The sequence below is a fragment of the Pseudomonas entomophila genome (assembly GCF_029478665.1).
GTDB lineage: Bacteria > Pseudomonadota > Gammaproteobacteria > Pseudomonadales > Pseudomonadaceae > Aquipseudomonas > Aquipseudomonas entomophila_F.
This window is the reverse complement of sequence record NZ_JARPQB010000028.1, coordinates 25211-40899: the sequence shown is the minus strand read 5'-3', so window position 1 is coordinate 40899 and position 15689 is coordinate 25211. Positions and strand designations below refer to the sequence as shown.

11 protein-coding genes are annotated in these 15689 nt (G+C 65.5%); 8 read left to right on the top strand and 3 right to left on the bottom strand.

Features of this window, described 5'->3' with window-relative positions:
- Positions 1-54: 54 nt before the first annotated feature.
- Complete coding sequence (locus P5705_RS15920) at positions 55-2304, top strand: Orn/Lys/Arg decarboxylase N-terminal domain-containing protein (protein ID WP_277461816.1); 2250 nt, start codon at positions 55-57, stop codon at positions 2302-2304.
- Here P5705_RS15920 and P5705_RS15915 read toward each other — a convergent pair.
- Positions 2288-2506 carry a hypothetical protein gene (locus tag P5705_RS15915; RefSeq protein WP_277461815.1) on the bottom strand — a complete coding sequence of 73 codons (219 nt, stop codon included), beginning with the start codon at positions 2504-2506 and terminating at the stop codon, positions 2288-2290. The two genes, P5705_RS15920 and P5705_RS15915, sit on opposite strands and share 17 nt — an antisense overlap.
- Positions 2507-2664: 158 nt before the next feature.
- Between P5705_RS15915 and P5705_RS15910 the strand changes: the two genes are divergently transcribed.
- Complete coding sequence (locus P5705_RS15910; protein ID WP_277461813.1) at positions 2665-3222, top strand: NADPH-dependent FMN reductase; 558 nt, start codon at positions 2665-2667, stop codon at positions 3220-3222.
- Positions 3223-3304: 82 nt separating this feature from the next.
- Here the strand turns inward: P5705_RS15910 and phnX are convergent, their stop codons facing one another.
- Positions 3305-4132, bottom strand: coding sequence for a phosphonoacetaldehyde hydrolase (phnX, locus tag P5705_RS15905; RefSeq protein ID WP_277461812.1), 828 nt, complete (start codon positions 4130-4132; stop codon positions 3305-3307).
- A 34-nt stretch (positions 4133-4166) separates the two neighbouring features.
- Positions 4167-5273 (bottom strand): 2-aminoethylphosphonate--pyruvate transaminase, encoded by a 1107-nt coding sequence (locus P5705_RS15900; RefSeq protein WP_277461810.1) that lies wholly within the window; start codon positions 5271-5273, stop codon positions 4167-4169.
- Positions 5274-5386: 113 nt separating this feature from the next.
- Between P5705_RS15900 and P5705_RS15895 the strand changes: the two genes are divergently transcribed.
- From P5705_RS15895 to P5705_RS15870, 6 genes are all read left to right on the top strand, one after another.
- Positions 5387-6250 carry a LysR substrate-binding domain-containing protein gene (locus tag P5705_RS15895; protein ID WP_277461809.1) on the top strand — a complete coding sequence of 288 codons (864 nt, stop codon included), beginning with the start codon at positions 5387-5389 and terminating at the stop codon, positions 6248-6250.
- 64 nt (positions 6251-6314) lie between these two features.
- Positions 6315-7337, top strand: a complete 1023-nt coding sequence (locus P5705_RS15890) for an AraC family transcriptional regulator (RefSeq protein WP_277461808.1) — start codon at positions 6315-6317, stop codon at positions 7335-7337.
- 77 nt (positions 7338-7414) lie between these two features.
- A complete protein-coding gene (locus P5705_RS15885; protein ID WP_277461807.1) occupies positions 7415-11965 on the top strand; it encodes an NEL-type E3 ubiquitin ligase domain-containing protein in 4551 nt (1516 codons plus the stop codon).
- Positions 11966-12054: 89 nt separating this feature from the next.
- Positions 12055-13698 (top strand): AMP-binding protein, encoded by a 1644-nt coding sequence (locus tag P5705_RS15880; protein ID WP_277461806.1) that lies wholly within the window; start codon positions 12055-12057, stop codon positions 13696-13698.
- 12 nt (positions 13699-13710) lie between these two features.
- Positions 13711-14478, top strand: coding sequence for an SDR family NAD(P)-dependent oxidoreductase (locus P5705_RS15875; protein WP_277461805.1), 768 nt, complete (start codon positions 13711-13713; stop codon positions 14476-14478).
- Positions 14479-14490: 12 nt separating this feature from the next.
- A complete protein-coding gene (locus tag P5705_RS15870) occupies positions 14491-15684 on the top strand; it encodes an acetyl-CoA C-acyltransferase (RefSeq protein WP_277461804.1) in 1194 nt (397 codons plus the stop codon).
- Positions 15685-15689: the final 5 nt, after the last annotated feature.

Genomic DNA, 15689 nt, shown 5'->3' with positions numbered 1-15689 from the left:
CACCACAGCCTCAACTACCCTGTGGGGAAAAGCCCCCGCAGAGGTAGCCGCCCGATGTACAAGGACCTCAAGTTCCCCATACTGATCGTCCATCGTGCGATCAAGGCCGACAGCGTCGCCGGCGAGCGGGTGCGGGGCATCGCCGATGAGCTGGCCCAGGACGGCTTCGCCATCCTCGCCGCCGCTGACCAGGCCGAAGCCCGCCTGGTCGCCGCCACCCACCACGGCCTGGCCTGCATGCTGATCGCCGCCGAAGGCGCCGGCGACAACTCCCACCTGCTGCAGAACATGGCCGAGCTGATCCGCCTGGCCCGGCTACGTGCGCCCAACCTGCCGATCTTTGCCCTGGGCGAACAGGTCACCCTGGAAAACGCCCCGGCCGAGGCCATGGGCGAGCTCAACCAGTTGCGCGGCATCCTCTATTTGTTCGAAGACACCGTGCCGTTTCTCGCCCGCCAGGTGGCGCGGGCCGCGCACAATTATCTCGACGGGCTGTTGCCGCCGTTCTTCAAGGCGTTGGTGCAGCACACGGCGCAATCCAACTATTCCTGGCACACACCAGGCCACGGCGGCGGGGTGGCCTACCGCAAGAGCCCGGTGGGGCAGGCGTTCCACCAGTTCTTCGGCGAGAACACCCTGCGCTCCGACCTGTCAGTCTCGGTGCCGGAGCTGGGCTCGCTGCTCGACCACACCGGCCCCCTGGCCGAAGCCGAGGCCCGCGCCGCGCGCAACTTCGGCGCCGACCACACGTTCTTCGTCATCAACGGCACCTCCACCGCCAACAAGATCGTCTGGCACGCGATGGTCGGGCGCGACGACCTGGTATTGGTGGACCGCAACTGCCACAAGTCGGTGGTGCACGCGATCATCATGACCGGGGCGATCCCGATCTACCTGTGCCCGGAGCGCAACGAACTGGGGATCATCGGGCCGATCCCGCTCAGCGAATTCAGTCCGGCGTCGATCCAGGAGAAGATCCAGGCGCACCCGCTGGCCCAGGGGCGCACGCCGAGGATCAAGCTGGCGGTGGTCACCAACTCCACCTACGACGGCCTGTGCTATCACGCCGGGCTGATCAAGCAGACCTTGGGCGCCAGCGTCGAAGTGCTGCATTTCGACGAGGCCTGGTTCGCTTACGCCGCCTTCCACGATTTCTTCGAAGGCCGTTACGCAATGGGTACGCCGCGAGCGGCGGACGATCCACTACTGTTCAGCACCCACTCCACCCACAAGCTGCTGGCCGCGTTCAGCCAGGCGTCGATGATCCATGTGCAGGACGGCGCGACCCGCCAGTTGGACCGCGACCGTTTCAACGAAGCGTTCATGATGCATATCTCCACCTCACCGCAGTACAGCATCCTCGCCTCGCTGGACGTGGCCTCGAGCATGATGGAAGGACCGGCCGGGCGTTCGTTGTTGCAAGAGATGTTCGACGAGGCCCTGAGCTTTCGCCGCGCCCTCGCCAACCTGCGCCAGCACATCGCGGCGCAGGACTGGTGGTTCAGCATCTGGCAGCCGCCGGCCACCGAGGGCATCGAACGCCTGGCGGCGGCGGACTGGGTGTTGCAGCCGGGGGCGGACTGGCATGGCTTTGGCGAGGTGGCCGACGATTACGTGCTGCTCGACCCGCTCAAGGTAACCCTGGTGATGCCGGGGCTCGATGCCGGAGGCAAGCTGGGCGAGCAGGGCATTCCAGCCGCGGTGGTCAGCAAGTTCCTGTGGGAACGGGGCCTGGTGGTGGAAAAGACCGGCCTTTACAGCTTTCTGGTGCTGTTCTCGATGGGCATCACCAAGGGCAAATGGAGCACCTTGCTGACCGAGTTGCTGGAGTTCAAGCGCCATTACGATGGCAACACGCCACTTGACCAGTGCCTGGCCAGTGTGGCTGCGGCGCAGCCGACGCGCTACCGGGGGCTGGGCCTGCGCGACCTGTGCGAGCAGTTGCACGCTTGCTACCGCACCAATGCTACCGCCAAGCAACTCAAACGGTTGTTCACGCGGTTACCTGAGGTGGCCATGAGCCCGGCCCAGGCCTATGACCGGATGGTGAAGGGGGAGGTGGAAGCGGTGCCGATCGAGCAGCTGCTCGGTCGGGTGTCGGCGGTAATGCTGGTGCCCTATCCGCCGGGGATCCCGCTGATCATGCCGGGCGAGCGCTTCACCGAGGCGACCCGCTCGATCCTCGATTACCTGGCGTTCGCCCGGGCCTTCGACCAGGGCTTCCCGGGCTTCGTCGCCGATGTGCACGGCCTGCAGCAGGACGGGCTGCTGTACACGGTCGACTGTGTCAGGGAATGCGGATGATCTCGACGCCGGTCTGGGCCAGCTCGAAGCGGTCCTGACCCAAGTGGTTGACGCGGTCGCCGATGGCCAGGCGGTAGGTGGTGACGGGCGCGCCCAAGGTGCTGCCGTCGGCCTGGAGGGTGGACTCCTGGAACTCGTGAACGGGGTAGATACGGCCTTCGGCGTCGCGGGCGTGGAACTGGCCGACCATTACTGCTGCCATTTTGGGTGGAAACCTCGGAAACGTGTAGGAAATGTCTGTACCCATAGACCAGCAAAAGGCGTGGGAAGTTTTCAGTCGGATGGAAAAAATTCTTAGGGCCGAGGAACGGTCATCTATAACTAGTTACGTCCCTTTTCCAGCACAGGAAGTTTATCGCCATGAGCCAGGTCTATTCGGTAGCGGTCGTCGTCGGCAGCTTGCGCAAGGACTCCTACAACCGCAAGGTGGCCCGCGCGCTGTCCGAGCTGGCGCCGTCCAGCCTTGCCCTGCGGATCGTCGAGATCGGCGACCTGCCGTTGTACAACGAGGATGTCGAGCCCGAGGCACCGGAAGCGTGGAAGCACTTTCGCGACGAGATCCGCCGCAGCGATGCGGTGTTGTTCGTGACGCCGGAATACAACCGTTCGGTGCCGGGAGGGCTGAAGAACGCCATCGACGTGGGGTCGCGGCCCTATGGTCAGAGCGCCTGGAGTGGCAAGCCGGCGGCGGTGGCCAGTGTTTCGCCGGGGGCTATCGGTGGCTTTGGCGCCAACCATGCGCTGCGTCAGTCGCTGGTGTTTCTCGACATGCCGTGCATGCAGATGCCCGAAGCGTATATCGGTGGGGCGGCGACACTGTTCGACGACAGCGGCAAGCTCAATGACAAGACCCGGCCGTTCCTGCAGGCGTTCATCGACAAGTTTGCGTCGTGGGTGAAGCTGAACCGGGCGGTCTGATCAGGAGCAGTTCGCCGGCAAGCCGGCTCCTATGGGTTGGGTGTAGGGGCCGGCTTGCCGGCGAACCACTCATGTACCCCGATCAAACAGCTTGCGGCATCTCGCCCTTGGCCAGGCGCCGGTTGATATCGGCGATCACTTCGGGCAGTTCGTTGATGGTGTCGATCAGGTAGTGCGGTCGCGATCCTGCAAACATCGTGTGAATGCGCTTGCGCTCGCTCTCCAGTTTTTCCGCGCTCAGCGCCCGGTATCCTTCCCAGGTCAGCCCCAGGGCGTTGCCCGAGCACACCAGCGCCACGGTCCACATGCCGGCGCGACGCCCCTCGAGAATGCCCGGCACGGTGTCGTCGACCTTCACGCATGCCGCCACATCGTCGATGCCCAGGGCGATCACGTTGGCCAGGGCCTGGGCCGGCCATGGGCGGCCGTTCGGGGTTTCGTCGGTGGCCACCACGTGGTCGGCCACATAGCCGTTTTGCGCGGCCAGCTCGACCACCTTGTCCATCACCACCTTCGGGTAACCCGAGCAGGAGCCGATCTTCAGGCCGTCCTTGCGCAGCCCGGTCAGGGTGTCCAGGGCGCCAGGAATCAGCGCCGAGTGCACGGCGATCTTCTCGATCTGCAGCGGCATGAAGCGTTCGTAGATGGCGGTGACGTCGTCGTCGGTCGGGGTACGGCCGAACACCTTGCGATAGCGCTCGGCAATATCCGGCACGTTGCACAAGGTGCGGATATGGTCCCACTTGCCCATGCCCATCGGGCCTCGGGCCTCTTCGATGGACACCTGCACGTCGAACTCGGCGAAGGCTTCGACGAAAATCTGCGTGGGGGCGAAGGAGCCGAAATCGACCACGGTACCGGCCCAGTCGAGGATGGCGGCTTGCAGCTGGATGGGGTTGCTGTAGTTCATGTGCGCGTTTTCCTTGAGTTCGGTGGGCAGAGGGTCAGATGTCCAGCACTTCCATTTCCCGCAGCACCTCGGCCACGGCATTCACGGCGGCCTGCATGCCGGCCGCGCCGACCACGCCGATGCAACCGACGCGGAAAGTCTCGACCTGGGTCAGCTTGCCGGGGTAGAGGATGAAGCCCTTGGCCTTGACCCGCTCGTAGAAGTCCTTGAACTGATAGCGCGGGTCGTTCGGCGCGTGGAAGGTGACGATGATCGGCGCCTGGATCTCGGCGGGCAGGAAACTGTGCAGGCCGAGCTTCGCCATGCCGTCGAGCAGGGTCTGGCAGTTGTCTTGGTAACGCTGGTGGCGGGCGGGCAGGCCGCCTTCCTCGTTGTACTGCAGCAGCGCTTCGTGCAGGGCAGCGACCACATGGGTCGGCGGGGTGAAGCGCCACTGGCCGGTCTTGGCCATGTAGGCATGTTGATCCTGCAGGTCCATGGCCAGGGAGTGGGCATTGCCTTCGGCGGCGGCCAGGGCGGATTTCTCGGCGAACACGAAGCCCATGCCAGGTACGCCTTCCAGGCATTTGCCGGAGGCGGCGATCAACGCTTCGAAGGGGACCTCGCGGGCATCGATCGGCAGTGCGCCGAACGAGCTCATGGCATCGATGATCAGGCGTTTGCCGTGGCGCTTGATCACTTGGGCGATCTCGGGCAGCGGGTTGAGGATGCCGGTACTGGTCTCGCAGTGGATCAGCGCCACGTGGGTCACGGTGGGGTCGGCGGCCAGCAGGCGGTCGACGTCATCGGCGGTGGTCGGTTGGTCCTCGGCGGTTTCGAAGGTGCTGAAGTTGCGGCCGAGTACCTTGCAGATCTTGGCCAGGCGTTGGCCGTAGGCGCCGTTGATCAGCACCAGCACCTTGCCATCACGTGGTACCAAGGTGCCGATGGCAGCCTCGACGGCGAAGGTGCCGCTGCCCTGCAGGGGCACGCAGTGGTGGCTGGCGCTGCCCAAGATGATGGCCAGCAGTTGTTCGCACACGCTGGCGGTCAACTGGTTGAAGTCGCGGTCCCAGGAGCCCCAGTCCACGAGCATGGCCTGGCGGGTGCGGGTGGAGGTGGTCAATGGGCCGGGGGTCAGCAGGATCGGGGCGTTGCTCATTCCGTGGTTCCTCACTTGCGGTGGGCTGGAAACTAATGGGGCTAGGTTGCAATTCACCGACTCATCAATCAAATTGTTTGTAGATATGCCAGCCATCAGCAGGGCCGATAGATATGAACTTGTTCCAGCTCCGCGCCTTCGATGCCGTCGCCCGTGAGGGCAGCTTCACCCGGGCCGCCGAGCGGCTGTTCATCAGCCAGCCGGCGGTCACCGGGCACGTCAAGGCGTTGGAAGAGCACTACCAGATCACTTTGCTGCGCCGTACCGCGCGGCGGGTCGAGCTGACCGAAGAGGGCACGCGCCTGGCGGCCATCACCCGGGCCATGTTCGGCTTGGCCGAGGAAGCCCAGGCCATGCTCGAGGCCAATCGGCAGTTGCTGACCGGGCGCCTGGAGGTCGCCGCCGATGGCCCGCATCGGGTCATGCCGATGCTGGCGCAGTTGCGCGAGCGCTACCCCGGCATCACGGTCAACTTGCGCCTGGGTAACGCCCAGGAAACCTTGGGCGCTTTATTGTCGGAGCATGCCGATGTTGCCGTGCTAACCGAGATCGAGCCGCGCAAGGGCCTGCATCTACAGAGCCTGTGCGAGTCGCGGCTGTGCGCGTTGCTGCCGGTGGGGCATGCCTGGGCGGTGGCCGAGGGCGACCTGTCGCTGGCCGAACTGGACAAACAGATCATGGTGTTGCGCGAACCCAGCTCGACGACACGCCGCACTTTCGACAAGGCCTGTAGCGAAGCGGGTGTGCAGCCCCGGGTACTACTGGAGCTGGACAGCCGTGAGGCCGTCACCGAAGCGGTGGCGGCGGAACTGGGTATCGGCGTGGTGTCGTCGACCGAGGTGGCCCATGATCCGCGGGTGGTGGCTCGACCCTTGGCAGGCCGTGGGCTGGTCAACCAGCACATGGTCGGTTGCCTGGAGCGCCGTCGCGAGCTGCGGCTGATCCAGGCGTTCCTGGGGCTGGCTGCCGGCCAGTGATTGGCGGCTGACGTTTTCTCCGTCGCGGCCTAAGATGGCCGCCACCACATAGACTGGATCGTCGATGAGCGAGAAGGACACCATTTCCATGCAGCTGGTGCGCGAAGCCCTGTTGCAGACTTGCCCGGCGGGCGAGCCCGATGCCGCGCTGCTGGGGCGCGCGGGGATCGACAGCGACCAACTCGAACGGCCCGAGGCACGGGTGACCGCCGAATCCTACGCCCGGCTGTGGCGCCTGTTGGCACGGCGCTGCAACGACGAATTCTTCGCCATGGACCGGCGAGGCTTGCGCAGTGGCAGCCTGGCATTCATTGCCCGCACCGCCATGGCACAGCCCACGCTGGGGGCCGCCCTCGACAGCATGTTGAGTTTCCTGTCGCTGATGCTCGAGGACCTGCAACCGGGCCTGGTGCGTCAGCAGAGCTTGGCCGAGATCGTGATCCACGAACCCTGCGACCCACCGCGGCGGGCATTCACTTACTTCACCTTCTGGATGATCGTCCACGGCGTGGCCTGCTGGCTGGCCGGGCGACGCATCCCGATCCTGGCCATCGACCTGCGCTGCGCCGAGCCACCCTTCTGCGACGACTACCGGGTGATGTTTTCCGAGAACCTGCAGTTCGAGCGCCCGCGCACGCGGATGATCATCGCCGCCGAATGCCTGGAGTTGCCGGTGCGGCGCACGGACGAAGAGTTGCAGCGTTTCCTGGCCGAGGCCCCCGGCAATATTTTGGTCAAGTACCGTGACCCCGCGAGCCTGGCCCGGCACATCCGTCATGTGCTGCTGGGCATGCCGCCCGGCGCGTGGCCGGATGCCGAACAGGTGGCGGGAACCCTGCACATGTCGGTGTCGACCTTGCGCCGGCGTTTGTCGGAAGAAGGCCAGCATTACCAGGGCATCAAGGATGGCGTGCGCCGTGAGTTGGCCATTGCCTGGCTGGCCGAGGCGCAGCTGGGCCTGGGGGATATCGCCGAGCGCCTGGGTTTCGCCGACAGCAGCTCGTTCTACAAGGCGTTTCGCAAGTGGTTCGGTTGCAATCCCGGGCATTACCGCAGCCTGGCCATGCAGGGGGCCGCGCCCGCTTAGCGGGCAGCATTTCCTGTTGGGGCAGGGCGCAAGGCGCGGGCAGTGTGGGGCTCCCCACATGACAAGGTGCCTACACCGTGCAAACCCCATCCAACCCATCTACCCCACCTGTGCCGGTCATGACGCCCGAAGCCATGATCGATACCTTTATTGCCAAGCAACTACCCGGCTGGTTGCGCGCCGCTGCGCCTGGCCGGATCCGGGTACTGGCCGAGTGTTTCAAGGCCCATGCGGCGAGCGGCCAGGCACTGGCGACCCTCAGCGGCCAATTGGTGTCGGCGCACGGCTTCGCCGAGCAGCAGTTCGGCCCCCTGTTGAGCGAACTGATCCCGGATTGTCCTGCGTTGGCGTCACTGGAATGGCTGGAAGTACGGCGCCGCTTCGGCGTGCCGCAAGGCATTGGTTTGCCCAGGGACGAAATTGACTACGTGCGGTTCCCGGCCTTGCTGCGCCTGATGCAGGGTTTCTCGTCGGATGCCACCTTCTACGTAGGCAGCGGCGTGACCACCGTGGCTGGCACACAATTGTTGCATGCCGATGTGGACAGGCTGGTCGCGGATGTTCGCGCACTGGACGCAGGCGAGCAGTATCAAGCGTACCTGGGGCGGCTGTTTACTCCACAGGCCGAGGCGCTGCTGGCCTCGCACCAGCGAACCGGGTTTGCCCTGGCGTGTGAACTGGGCCTGGTCAATGGCCGGATCAGTGCTGACGAGCGGGTGGCACTGAACGAACTGCTGGACCCTGGCCACAATGCCGCGCAAGACCACTTGCAGGCCTACGCTGGCGAACTGCGCATGCTGGGCTGCACGGTGGCCAATGGCCTGAAGGTCCAGCTGCGTGGCCCCTCGGGGGAGGAACAGGGCGTTGTGCTCTACCTGCCGAGCCTGCAGACAGCGCCCTTGCAGCGGTTCGATTCGCTGACGCAGATGAACACGTACCTGGTCGGTGAGCTGCTCAAGGCCGATGTGCATCGGCACTTTCGCGAGCTGGTCAGCCTGGCTGACCGTCCGCGGTTCATCAATACCCTGGACCTGCGGCTGAAGGACGATGAGCCAGACCTCGAACTGGAGGGGGCGGTGGCCGATGGCGATGTATTCACAGCACTGGCGCGCGCGCAGGTGCAACGCTACAAGGATGACGGCCAGCTGATGCTGGTGCCCAATGCACAGGCCGATCACCGAGCCACCGAGCAACGCTTGAAGCGCTGGCAGCAAATCGGCTGGGGCTTGCTGGGCCTGGTCGGGCTGGCGGTACCCACTGTCGGTGTGGTGCTGTTCGGGAAGACGGTCCTGGACACGCTCGGCGAGGTCTACGAAGGGGCGGTGGACTGGTCCGCAGGGCACCAGCATGAGGCCATGGCGCATATGCTGCATGTGGCCGAGACCGTGGCGGTCACGGCAGCGACGGTAGTCGGCATCGGCGCGGTGGCGCGTAGCTTCAAGGGAAGTGCTTTCGTCGATGCGTTGCAGCCGGTGACCGTGCCGGAGCATGGAGCGCGCTTGTGGAGCGATGACCTGCGTGTCTATGAGTCGACGCCGGACCGGCCACGGCTGCAGGACAACGGCCTGTACGCGGTGGGGGAACGGCGCTGGATGCGTGTTGGCGAGCACTACTATGAAGTGCATCGTCCGGCACCGAACCTGGCCTGGCGCTTGCGCCATCCACGCGGCGAGGGCGCCTTCGAGCCGCTGGTCGAGCACAACGGTGAGCGCTTCTGGCGCCTGCGCCTGGAGCACCCGCTGGAATGGGATGACAGCCGCGAGATGCTTGCCAGGCTCTGGCCCCATGACCCTCCTCTGACAGCGGAACAGGCTGATCGGATTCTCAAGGTGGCGGGCGTGGACAAGGAAGAGCTGCGGGGCGTGCTGGTCGAGAACCGACCTGCTCCGGTCAATCTACGGGACACGCTGCGTCGCTTCGAAGCCGATGCCCGGCTCTCGACGCTGTTCCAAGGCCTGCGCCTGCCGGGGGCGGTGCTCGAGGATGCCGAGGTGCTTCAGTGGTGCAGAAGCAGGGCGGACATGCAGGGACTGGACGAGGCGGCAGTCGGCGAGCGGCTGGTCGAACAGCAGGCCCGGCTACAGGGGGCTTTGCTCGATCATTTGTCGAGTACCGTTGCGCCCGACGACGGATTGCTGGCCTTGGTCCGGCGGGACTTCCCCGGGCTGGTGCTGGTGTACGCCCAAGAGCTGCTGCGTGATGTCGAGCCTGAGGTCAGGGCACAGGCGTTGCTGGAGTCGCGCCTGCCATTCTCGCTTGGGCAAAAGGCCCGAGCCCTGCTGGAGTTGTCCCGCGCGAACCGCGCTATAGAAGGCTTGTACCTGCGCACGGGGCACTCGCAGGGTACCGGTGAACTGGTCATGGCCCTGCTGAGGCGCCTGCCAGGCTGGCCCTCGGCGCTCAACCTGGAGCTGCGCGAAGGTTCGGAAAATGGCCGATTACTGGCGATCCTTGACCCGCAAGGGCCGAGCAGTACCAGGGTTGTGCTGTCTGCGCGTGATGGGCAGTACCGTCTTCACGACAGCCGGGGGCTTGAACGGGAAGAGGAAGTGGCCGAACCGGGCGGGATCTTCCAGGCGCTTGCCGCGCTGCTGAGCGAAACCGACAGGGCGGCGCTGCGGTTCGATGACGGTGATCTGGCGGAGCAACTGCGCACGGCCCTGCAAGCGCTGCTGCCGGCACGACGCAGCGCGGTGTTGGCAAGGCTCGGCTGGAGGAGGGCTTCCACCCCCTGGTTCAACCCGGGCCGACGGTTGCCTGACGGTCGGGTCGGCTATCCGCTTGGGGGACAGGTTTCCCGGAGTTCCAGCAGTACACTGAGAGGTCGGATTCGGGCGCTGTACCCCGGTTTCAGCGATGAAGAAGTCGAGCGGTATGTTCAACGCTTGCAGCGTGATCACGCCTGGCCTATTGGCGCCTTGCTCGAGCAGGAACAGAACTATGTGCAACTTGACGAGATCCTGCAGCAGTGGGAAAGCCAGGGTTCAGAAGCGCAAATCAGGGGGCGGCGAGCCCAGTTTGCCAACCGTCTGCGCGCTATCTGGCGTTATGAAGGTGATGTGGCCGATGGCGGGCAAGTGCGGGCCGACGGAATGCGACTGGATGTAAGCGGTTGGCGGATTGGTCGCTTGCCGGATCTACCGGTGGAGATTGATTTCAGCCATGTCACCGAGCTGGTGATGGTCAACATGGAATTGACTGAGGTGCGGGGCAATTTCCTGCGCTGCTTCGAGTCCTTGCGTGTTCTGAACCTCAATCGCAATCGGCTCGACACCCTGCCTCCTGGTGTCACGCAACTGGCCAGCCTGCGTACCTTGCTGCTGATGTCGAACCGAATTCGCATGACTGCGACGGACCAGCGCATCCTGGCCTCGCTGTCGGGGCTGAGTACGTTGGATCTGGGGTTCAACCCGATCAGGAGGATCAACATGCGCTTCGACCAGTTGCCCCAGCTGTCAGAGTTGAGAATGAGCCGGTGCGGTTTGCTGGACATGCCCGCTGGCATCGAATATTGCGGGCTATTGAACATTGCCGACTTGAGCCACAACGACATTCAGAACGTGCCGGAGGCCGTGGCGCTCATGCCATGGTCGTTCAGGCGCCGGTTGAACCTGATCGGCAACCCGTTGGGGCTCCAGTCGATGGAGCGTTTGTATCGGGTCGATGCGCACCCGGCGGTGAGGATCGAGGATGCGGGGCAAGGTGACGAGGGCAGCCAGGGGGTAACGGCCATTGCGCGATGGCTGGCGATCAGTGGCGAGGATGAGCAGACCCATTCGCTGCTGTGGAGGCGACTCGAGGCATTGCCAGGCAGTAGTGGGCTTTTCCGGCTGCTGGAAGATGTCACGCATATCCCGGATTTCACAAGGGCGCCTGACCACATGTCCGCACAGCTTTGGCCCTTGCTCGAAGCGATCGATGAGGATGAAGTATTGCGTGAGGAGATATTCCTTCACGCCGATGAGGTGCGGGGTTGTCATGACAGCCATGCGGAGCGGTTCAGCCGCCTGCAGATACACCTGCTGACGGCCAGGGCCCGAAGCCAGGGCTCGCAGGGCATGGCCGGGGAGCGCTTGCTGACACTGGGCCGCCAGTTGTTCCGCCTGGACCGGCTGGATGAGCATGCCGCCCAGGATGCTGCCCAGAGGGCGCGTGACAGGCTGGCGGGTGACCCTGAAATCGATGTGCTGGAGGTCGTGCTGGGTTATCGCTCGGCGCTGGCCGCGGCCCTGGACCTGCCTCACCAGCCCAGGTACCTGAGGTTCGATGGCCTGGCGGACATAACCCAGGCGCGCGAGCAGGCGGCCCTTGCGGTGGTGCGGGCCGCCGAGGCGACCGACGCGCTGGCGCGCAGTATCAGCCGCCGCGATTTCTGGCGTGCCTACCTCGAGCAGCGGCACGGCGCCGCGTTCGCCGTGGTTGCCGAGAATTACGCCAACCTGGGCACGGAGCTCGACGAGCAGGTCGATGTACTGACCAGCGAGGATTACGCGCAGCGTTGGAACGCGCTGCGGACCGAGCGAGAAGCCGCCGAGGACGCGTTGGCCTTGCGGCTCACCCAGGATGCTCTGGGCCGGGTGGGGGCCGGCGAGCGGCTTGACCCGGGCGAATCCGCTCAGGCTGATTGACAGCTTTGGCCATTGCCGGATGACACGGCCGGCGCGAACATCGTCAGACCGATGGTGCACTCCAACAATAAGAAACCAGGAGTCTGACGATGCGCGATTACGCCGAGGCCGCCCGTTCGTTCGATCATGCCCGGGCCGCCGCCGCGGCGCTGCATGGCAACTTCGAGGCCCTCAATGCCTGTGTCGAGTGCTGCGACCGCCACGCCGGCAGCGGCAAGCCGGCCCTGGTCTGGGAAGGCCGCGATGGCCGTAACGGGCGCTACACATTCGACCAGTTGCAAGCCATGGCCGCACGTTTTGCCAACGTGCTCAAGGCCCAGGGCGTCGAGGCCGGCGACCGGGTCGCCGGGCTGATGCCGCGTACCCCCGAACTGCTGGTGACAATCCTTGCCACCTGGCGCCTGGGCGCGGTCTACCTGCCGCTGTTCACCGCGTTCGGGCCGAAGGCCATCGAGCACCGCCTCGAACAGTCCCATGCCAAGGTGGTGGTCACCGACCGCATGAACCGACCCAAGCTCGACGAGGTGCTGGGCTGTCCGCCCATCGTGACCGTCGACGCCGCCGAAGGGCTCGACTTCCACCAGGCATTGAATGCCGCGGACAGTGTCTGCGAGCCGGTCATGCGCCGTGGCGACGATCCGTTCTTGTTGATGTTCACCTCCGGCACCACCGGGCCGGCCAAACCGTTGGAGGTGCCGCTGCGCGCCATCGTTGCATTCCAGGGCTACATGCGTGACGCCATCGACCTGCGCCCGGAGGACAGCTTCTGGAACCTGGCCGACCCGGGCTGGGCCTATGGCCTCTACTACGCGGTCACCGGGCCGCTATCCCTGGGGCATGCCACCACCTTCTACGACGGCCCGTTCAGTGTCGAAAGTTGCGCGCGGGTCATCGACAAGTTGGGCATCACCAACCTGGCGGGTTCACCGACGGCCTTTCGCCTGCTGATCGCGGCGGGCGAGGCGTTTTCGGCGCCGATCAAAGGACGGCTGCGGGTCGTCAGCAGTGCCGGGGAACCGCTCAATCCGGAGGTGATCCGCTGGTTCGCCGACGAGCTGGGCGTGACCATCCACGACCACTACGGCCAGACCGAACTGGGCATGGTGCTGTGCAACCACCATGCGCTGTTGCACCCGGTGCACCTGGGCTCGGCGGGTTTTGCCATCCCCGGCCACCGCATCGTGGTGGTGGACGAACAGGGCAGCGAACTGCCCGCCGGGCAGCCCGGCATCCTCGCGGTGGACCGCGAGCAGTCGCCGCTGTGCTGGTTCGCCGGTTATCACGGGCAGCCGACCAAGGCTTTCGTTGGTCGGTACTACCTATCCGGCGACACCGTCGAGCTCAACCAGGATGGCAGCATCAGTTTCGTCGGCCGCAGCGACGATGTGATCACCACCTCCGGCTACCGGGTCGGTCCGTTCGACGTGGAAAGCGCGCTGGTCGAGCACCCGGCGGTGGTCGAGGCCGCGGTTATCGGCAAGCCCGACCTGGAACGCACCGAACTGATCAAGGCGTTCGTGGTACTGGGCCTCGGCTACGAGGGCAGCCCCGAGCTGGAGGATGTGCTGCGCCAGCACGTACGCCAGCGCCTGTACGCCCACGCCTACCCGCGTGAAATCGAATTCGTCGGCGAGCTGCCCAAGACCCCGAGCGGCAAGCTGCAACGCTTCATCCTGCGCAACCAGGAAATCGCCCGACAACAAGCCATGCAGCCGATCGCTGCGGGCGCCTGAAGGAAGACCGATATGCACATCACCCAAAAGAACTTCATCGTCAGCGGCGCGGCCTCGGGCCTGGGCGCGGCCACCGCGCAGATGCTCATCGAGGCCGGCGCCAAGGTCATGCTGGTCGACCTCAATGCCGCCGCCGTCGAGGCCAAGGCCGCTGAACTGGGCGCCAACGCCCGCTTCGCGGTGGCCGACATCAGCGACGAACAGGCCGCCAAGGCGGCGGTCGATGCCGCCGTCAGCGCCTTCGGCAGCCTGCATGGGCTGGTCAACTGCGCCGGCATCGTCGGTGCCGAGAAGGTCCTGGGCAAGCACGGCCCGCACGCCCTGGACAGCTTCGCCAAGGTCATCAACGTCAACCTGGTCGGCAGCTTCAACCTGCTGCGCCTGGCTGCCGCGGCCATGGCCGAAGGCCAGGCTGACGAGGGCGGCGAGCGTGGCGTGATCATCAATACCGCCTCCATCGCCGCCTACGATGGCCAGATCGGCCAGGCGGCCTATGCCGCTTCCAAGGGGGCCATCGCCAGCCTCACCCTGCCGGCCGCCCGTGAACTGGCGCGCTTCGGCATTCGGGTGATGACCATCGCCCCCGGCATTTTCGAAACCCCCATGATGGCCGGCATGACCGAGGAGGTCCGTGCCTCGCTGTCCGCTGGCGTGCCATTCCCGCCACGCCTGGGCCGCCCGCAGGAATACGCGGCGCTCGCCCGCCACATCATCGAGAACAGCATGCTCAACGGCGAAGTGATCCGCCTCGACGGCGCGCTGCGCATGGCTGCCAAGTAAGGAGAACCGAACATGAGCCTGAACCACGATCCTGTTGTCATCGTCAGCGCCGTGCGCACGCCCATGGGCGGCCTGCAGGGCGACCTCAAAAGCCTCACCGCGGCGCAACTGGGCAGCGCGGCGATCCGCGCTGCCGTCGAGCGCGCTGGTATCGATGCGGCCAGTGTCGAGCAGGTGCTGTTCGGCTGCGTGCTGCCGGCCGGGCAGGGCCAGGCACCGGCGCGCCAGGCCGCGCTGGGCGCCGGCCTGGACAAGCACACCACCTGCACCACCCTGAACAAGATGTGCGGCTCGGGCATGCAGGCCGCGATCATGGCCCACGACCAGTTGCTGGCCGGTAGCGTCGATGTGATCGTCGCCGGTGGCATGGAAAGCATGACCAACGCCCCGTACCTGCTGGACAAAGCCCGCGGCGGCTACCGCATGGGCCACGGCAAGATCATCGACCACATGTTCATGGACGGCCTGGAAGACGCCTACGACAAGGGCCGCCTGATGGGCACCTTCGCCGAGGATTGCGCGCAGAAGGGCGACTTCAGCCGCGAAGCCCAGGACGCTTTTGCCATCGCTTCGCTGACCCGTGCCCAGGAAGCGATCAAGAGCGGCCGCTTCGCCGCCGAAATCGTCCCGGTGGAAGTCACCGAGGGCAAGGAAAAGCGCGTCATCAAAGATGACGAGCAGCCGCCCAAGGCGCGCCTGGACAAGATCCCGCAGCTCAAGCCGGCCTTCCGCGAGGGCGGTACCGTCACTGCGGCCAACGCCAGCTCGATCTCCGACGGCGCTGCCGCACTGGTGCTGATGCGCCGCTCGGAAGCCGAGAAGCGCGGCCTGAAGCCGCTGGCGGTGATTCATGGCCACGCGGCCTTCGCCGACACCCCGGCGCTGTTCCCCACCGCCCCGATCGGCGCCATCGACAAGCTGCTCAAGCGCACCGGCTGGAACTTGGCCGAGGTGGACCTGTTCGAGATCAACGAGGCGTTCGCCGTGGTCACCCTGGCGGCGATGAAGCAGCTCGACCTGCCCCACGACAAGGTCAACATCCATGGCGGTGCCTGCGCGCTGGGCCACCCGATCGGCGCTTCCGGCGCGCGCATTCTGGTGACCCTGCTGTCGGCCCTGCGCCAGAACAAGCTGCGCCGTGGCGTGGCGGCCATCTGCATTGGCGGTGGCGAAGCGACGGCCATGGCGGTCGAGTGCCTGTACTGAGGTGA

What these genes read in the sequence shown, in the direction of transcription:
- P5705_RS15915 (WP_277461815.1), bottom strand. Translation starts at nt 2,506, where the DNA reads ATGGCAGCAGTAATGGTCGGCCAGTTCCACGCCCGCGACGCCGAAGGC.
- P5705_RS15875 (WP_277461805.1), top strand. Translation starts at nt 13,711, where the DNA reads ATGCACATCACCCAAAAGAACTTCATCGTCAGCGGCGCGGCCTCGGGC.
- P5705_RS15910 (WP_277461813.1), top strand. Translation starts at nt 2,665, where the DNA reads ATGAGCCAGGTCTATTCGGTAGCGGTCGTCGTCGGCAGCTTGCGCAAG.
- phnX (WP_277461812.1), bottom strand. Translation starts at nt 4,132, where the DNA reads ATGAACTACAGCAACCCCATCCAGCTGCAAGCCGCCATCCTCGACTGG.
- P5705_RS15920 (WP_277461816.1), top strand. Translation starts at nt 55, where the DNA reads ATGTACAAGGACCTCAAGTTCCCCATACTGATCGTCCATCGTGCGATC.
- P5705_RS15890 (WP_277461808.1), top strand. Translation starts at nt 6,315, where the DNA reads ATGAGCGAGAAGGACACCATTTCCATGCAGCTGGTGCGCGAAGCCCTG.
- P5705_RS15895 (WP_277461809.1), top strand. Translation starts at nt 5,387, where the DNA reads ATGAACTTGTTCCAGCTCCGCGCCTTCGATGCCGTCGCCCGTGAGGGC.
- P5705_RS15900 (WP_277461810.1), bottom strand. Translation starts at nt 5,273, where the DNA reads ATGAGCAACGCCCCGATCCTGCTGACCCCCGGCCCATTGACCACCTCC.
- P5705_RS15870 (WP_277461804.1), top strand. Translation starts at nt 14,491, where the DNA reads ATGAGCCTGAACCACGATCCTGTTGTCATCGTCAGCGCCGTGCGCACG.
- P5705_RS15880 (WP_277461806.1), top strand. Translation starts at nt 12,055, where the DNA reads ATGCGCGATTACGCCGAGGCCGCCCGTTCGTTCGATCATGCCCGGGCC.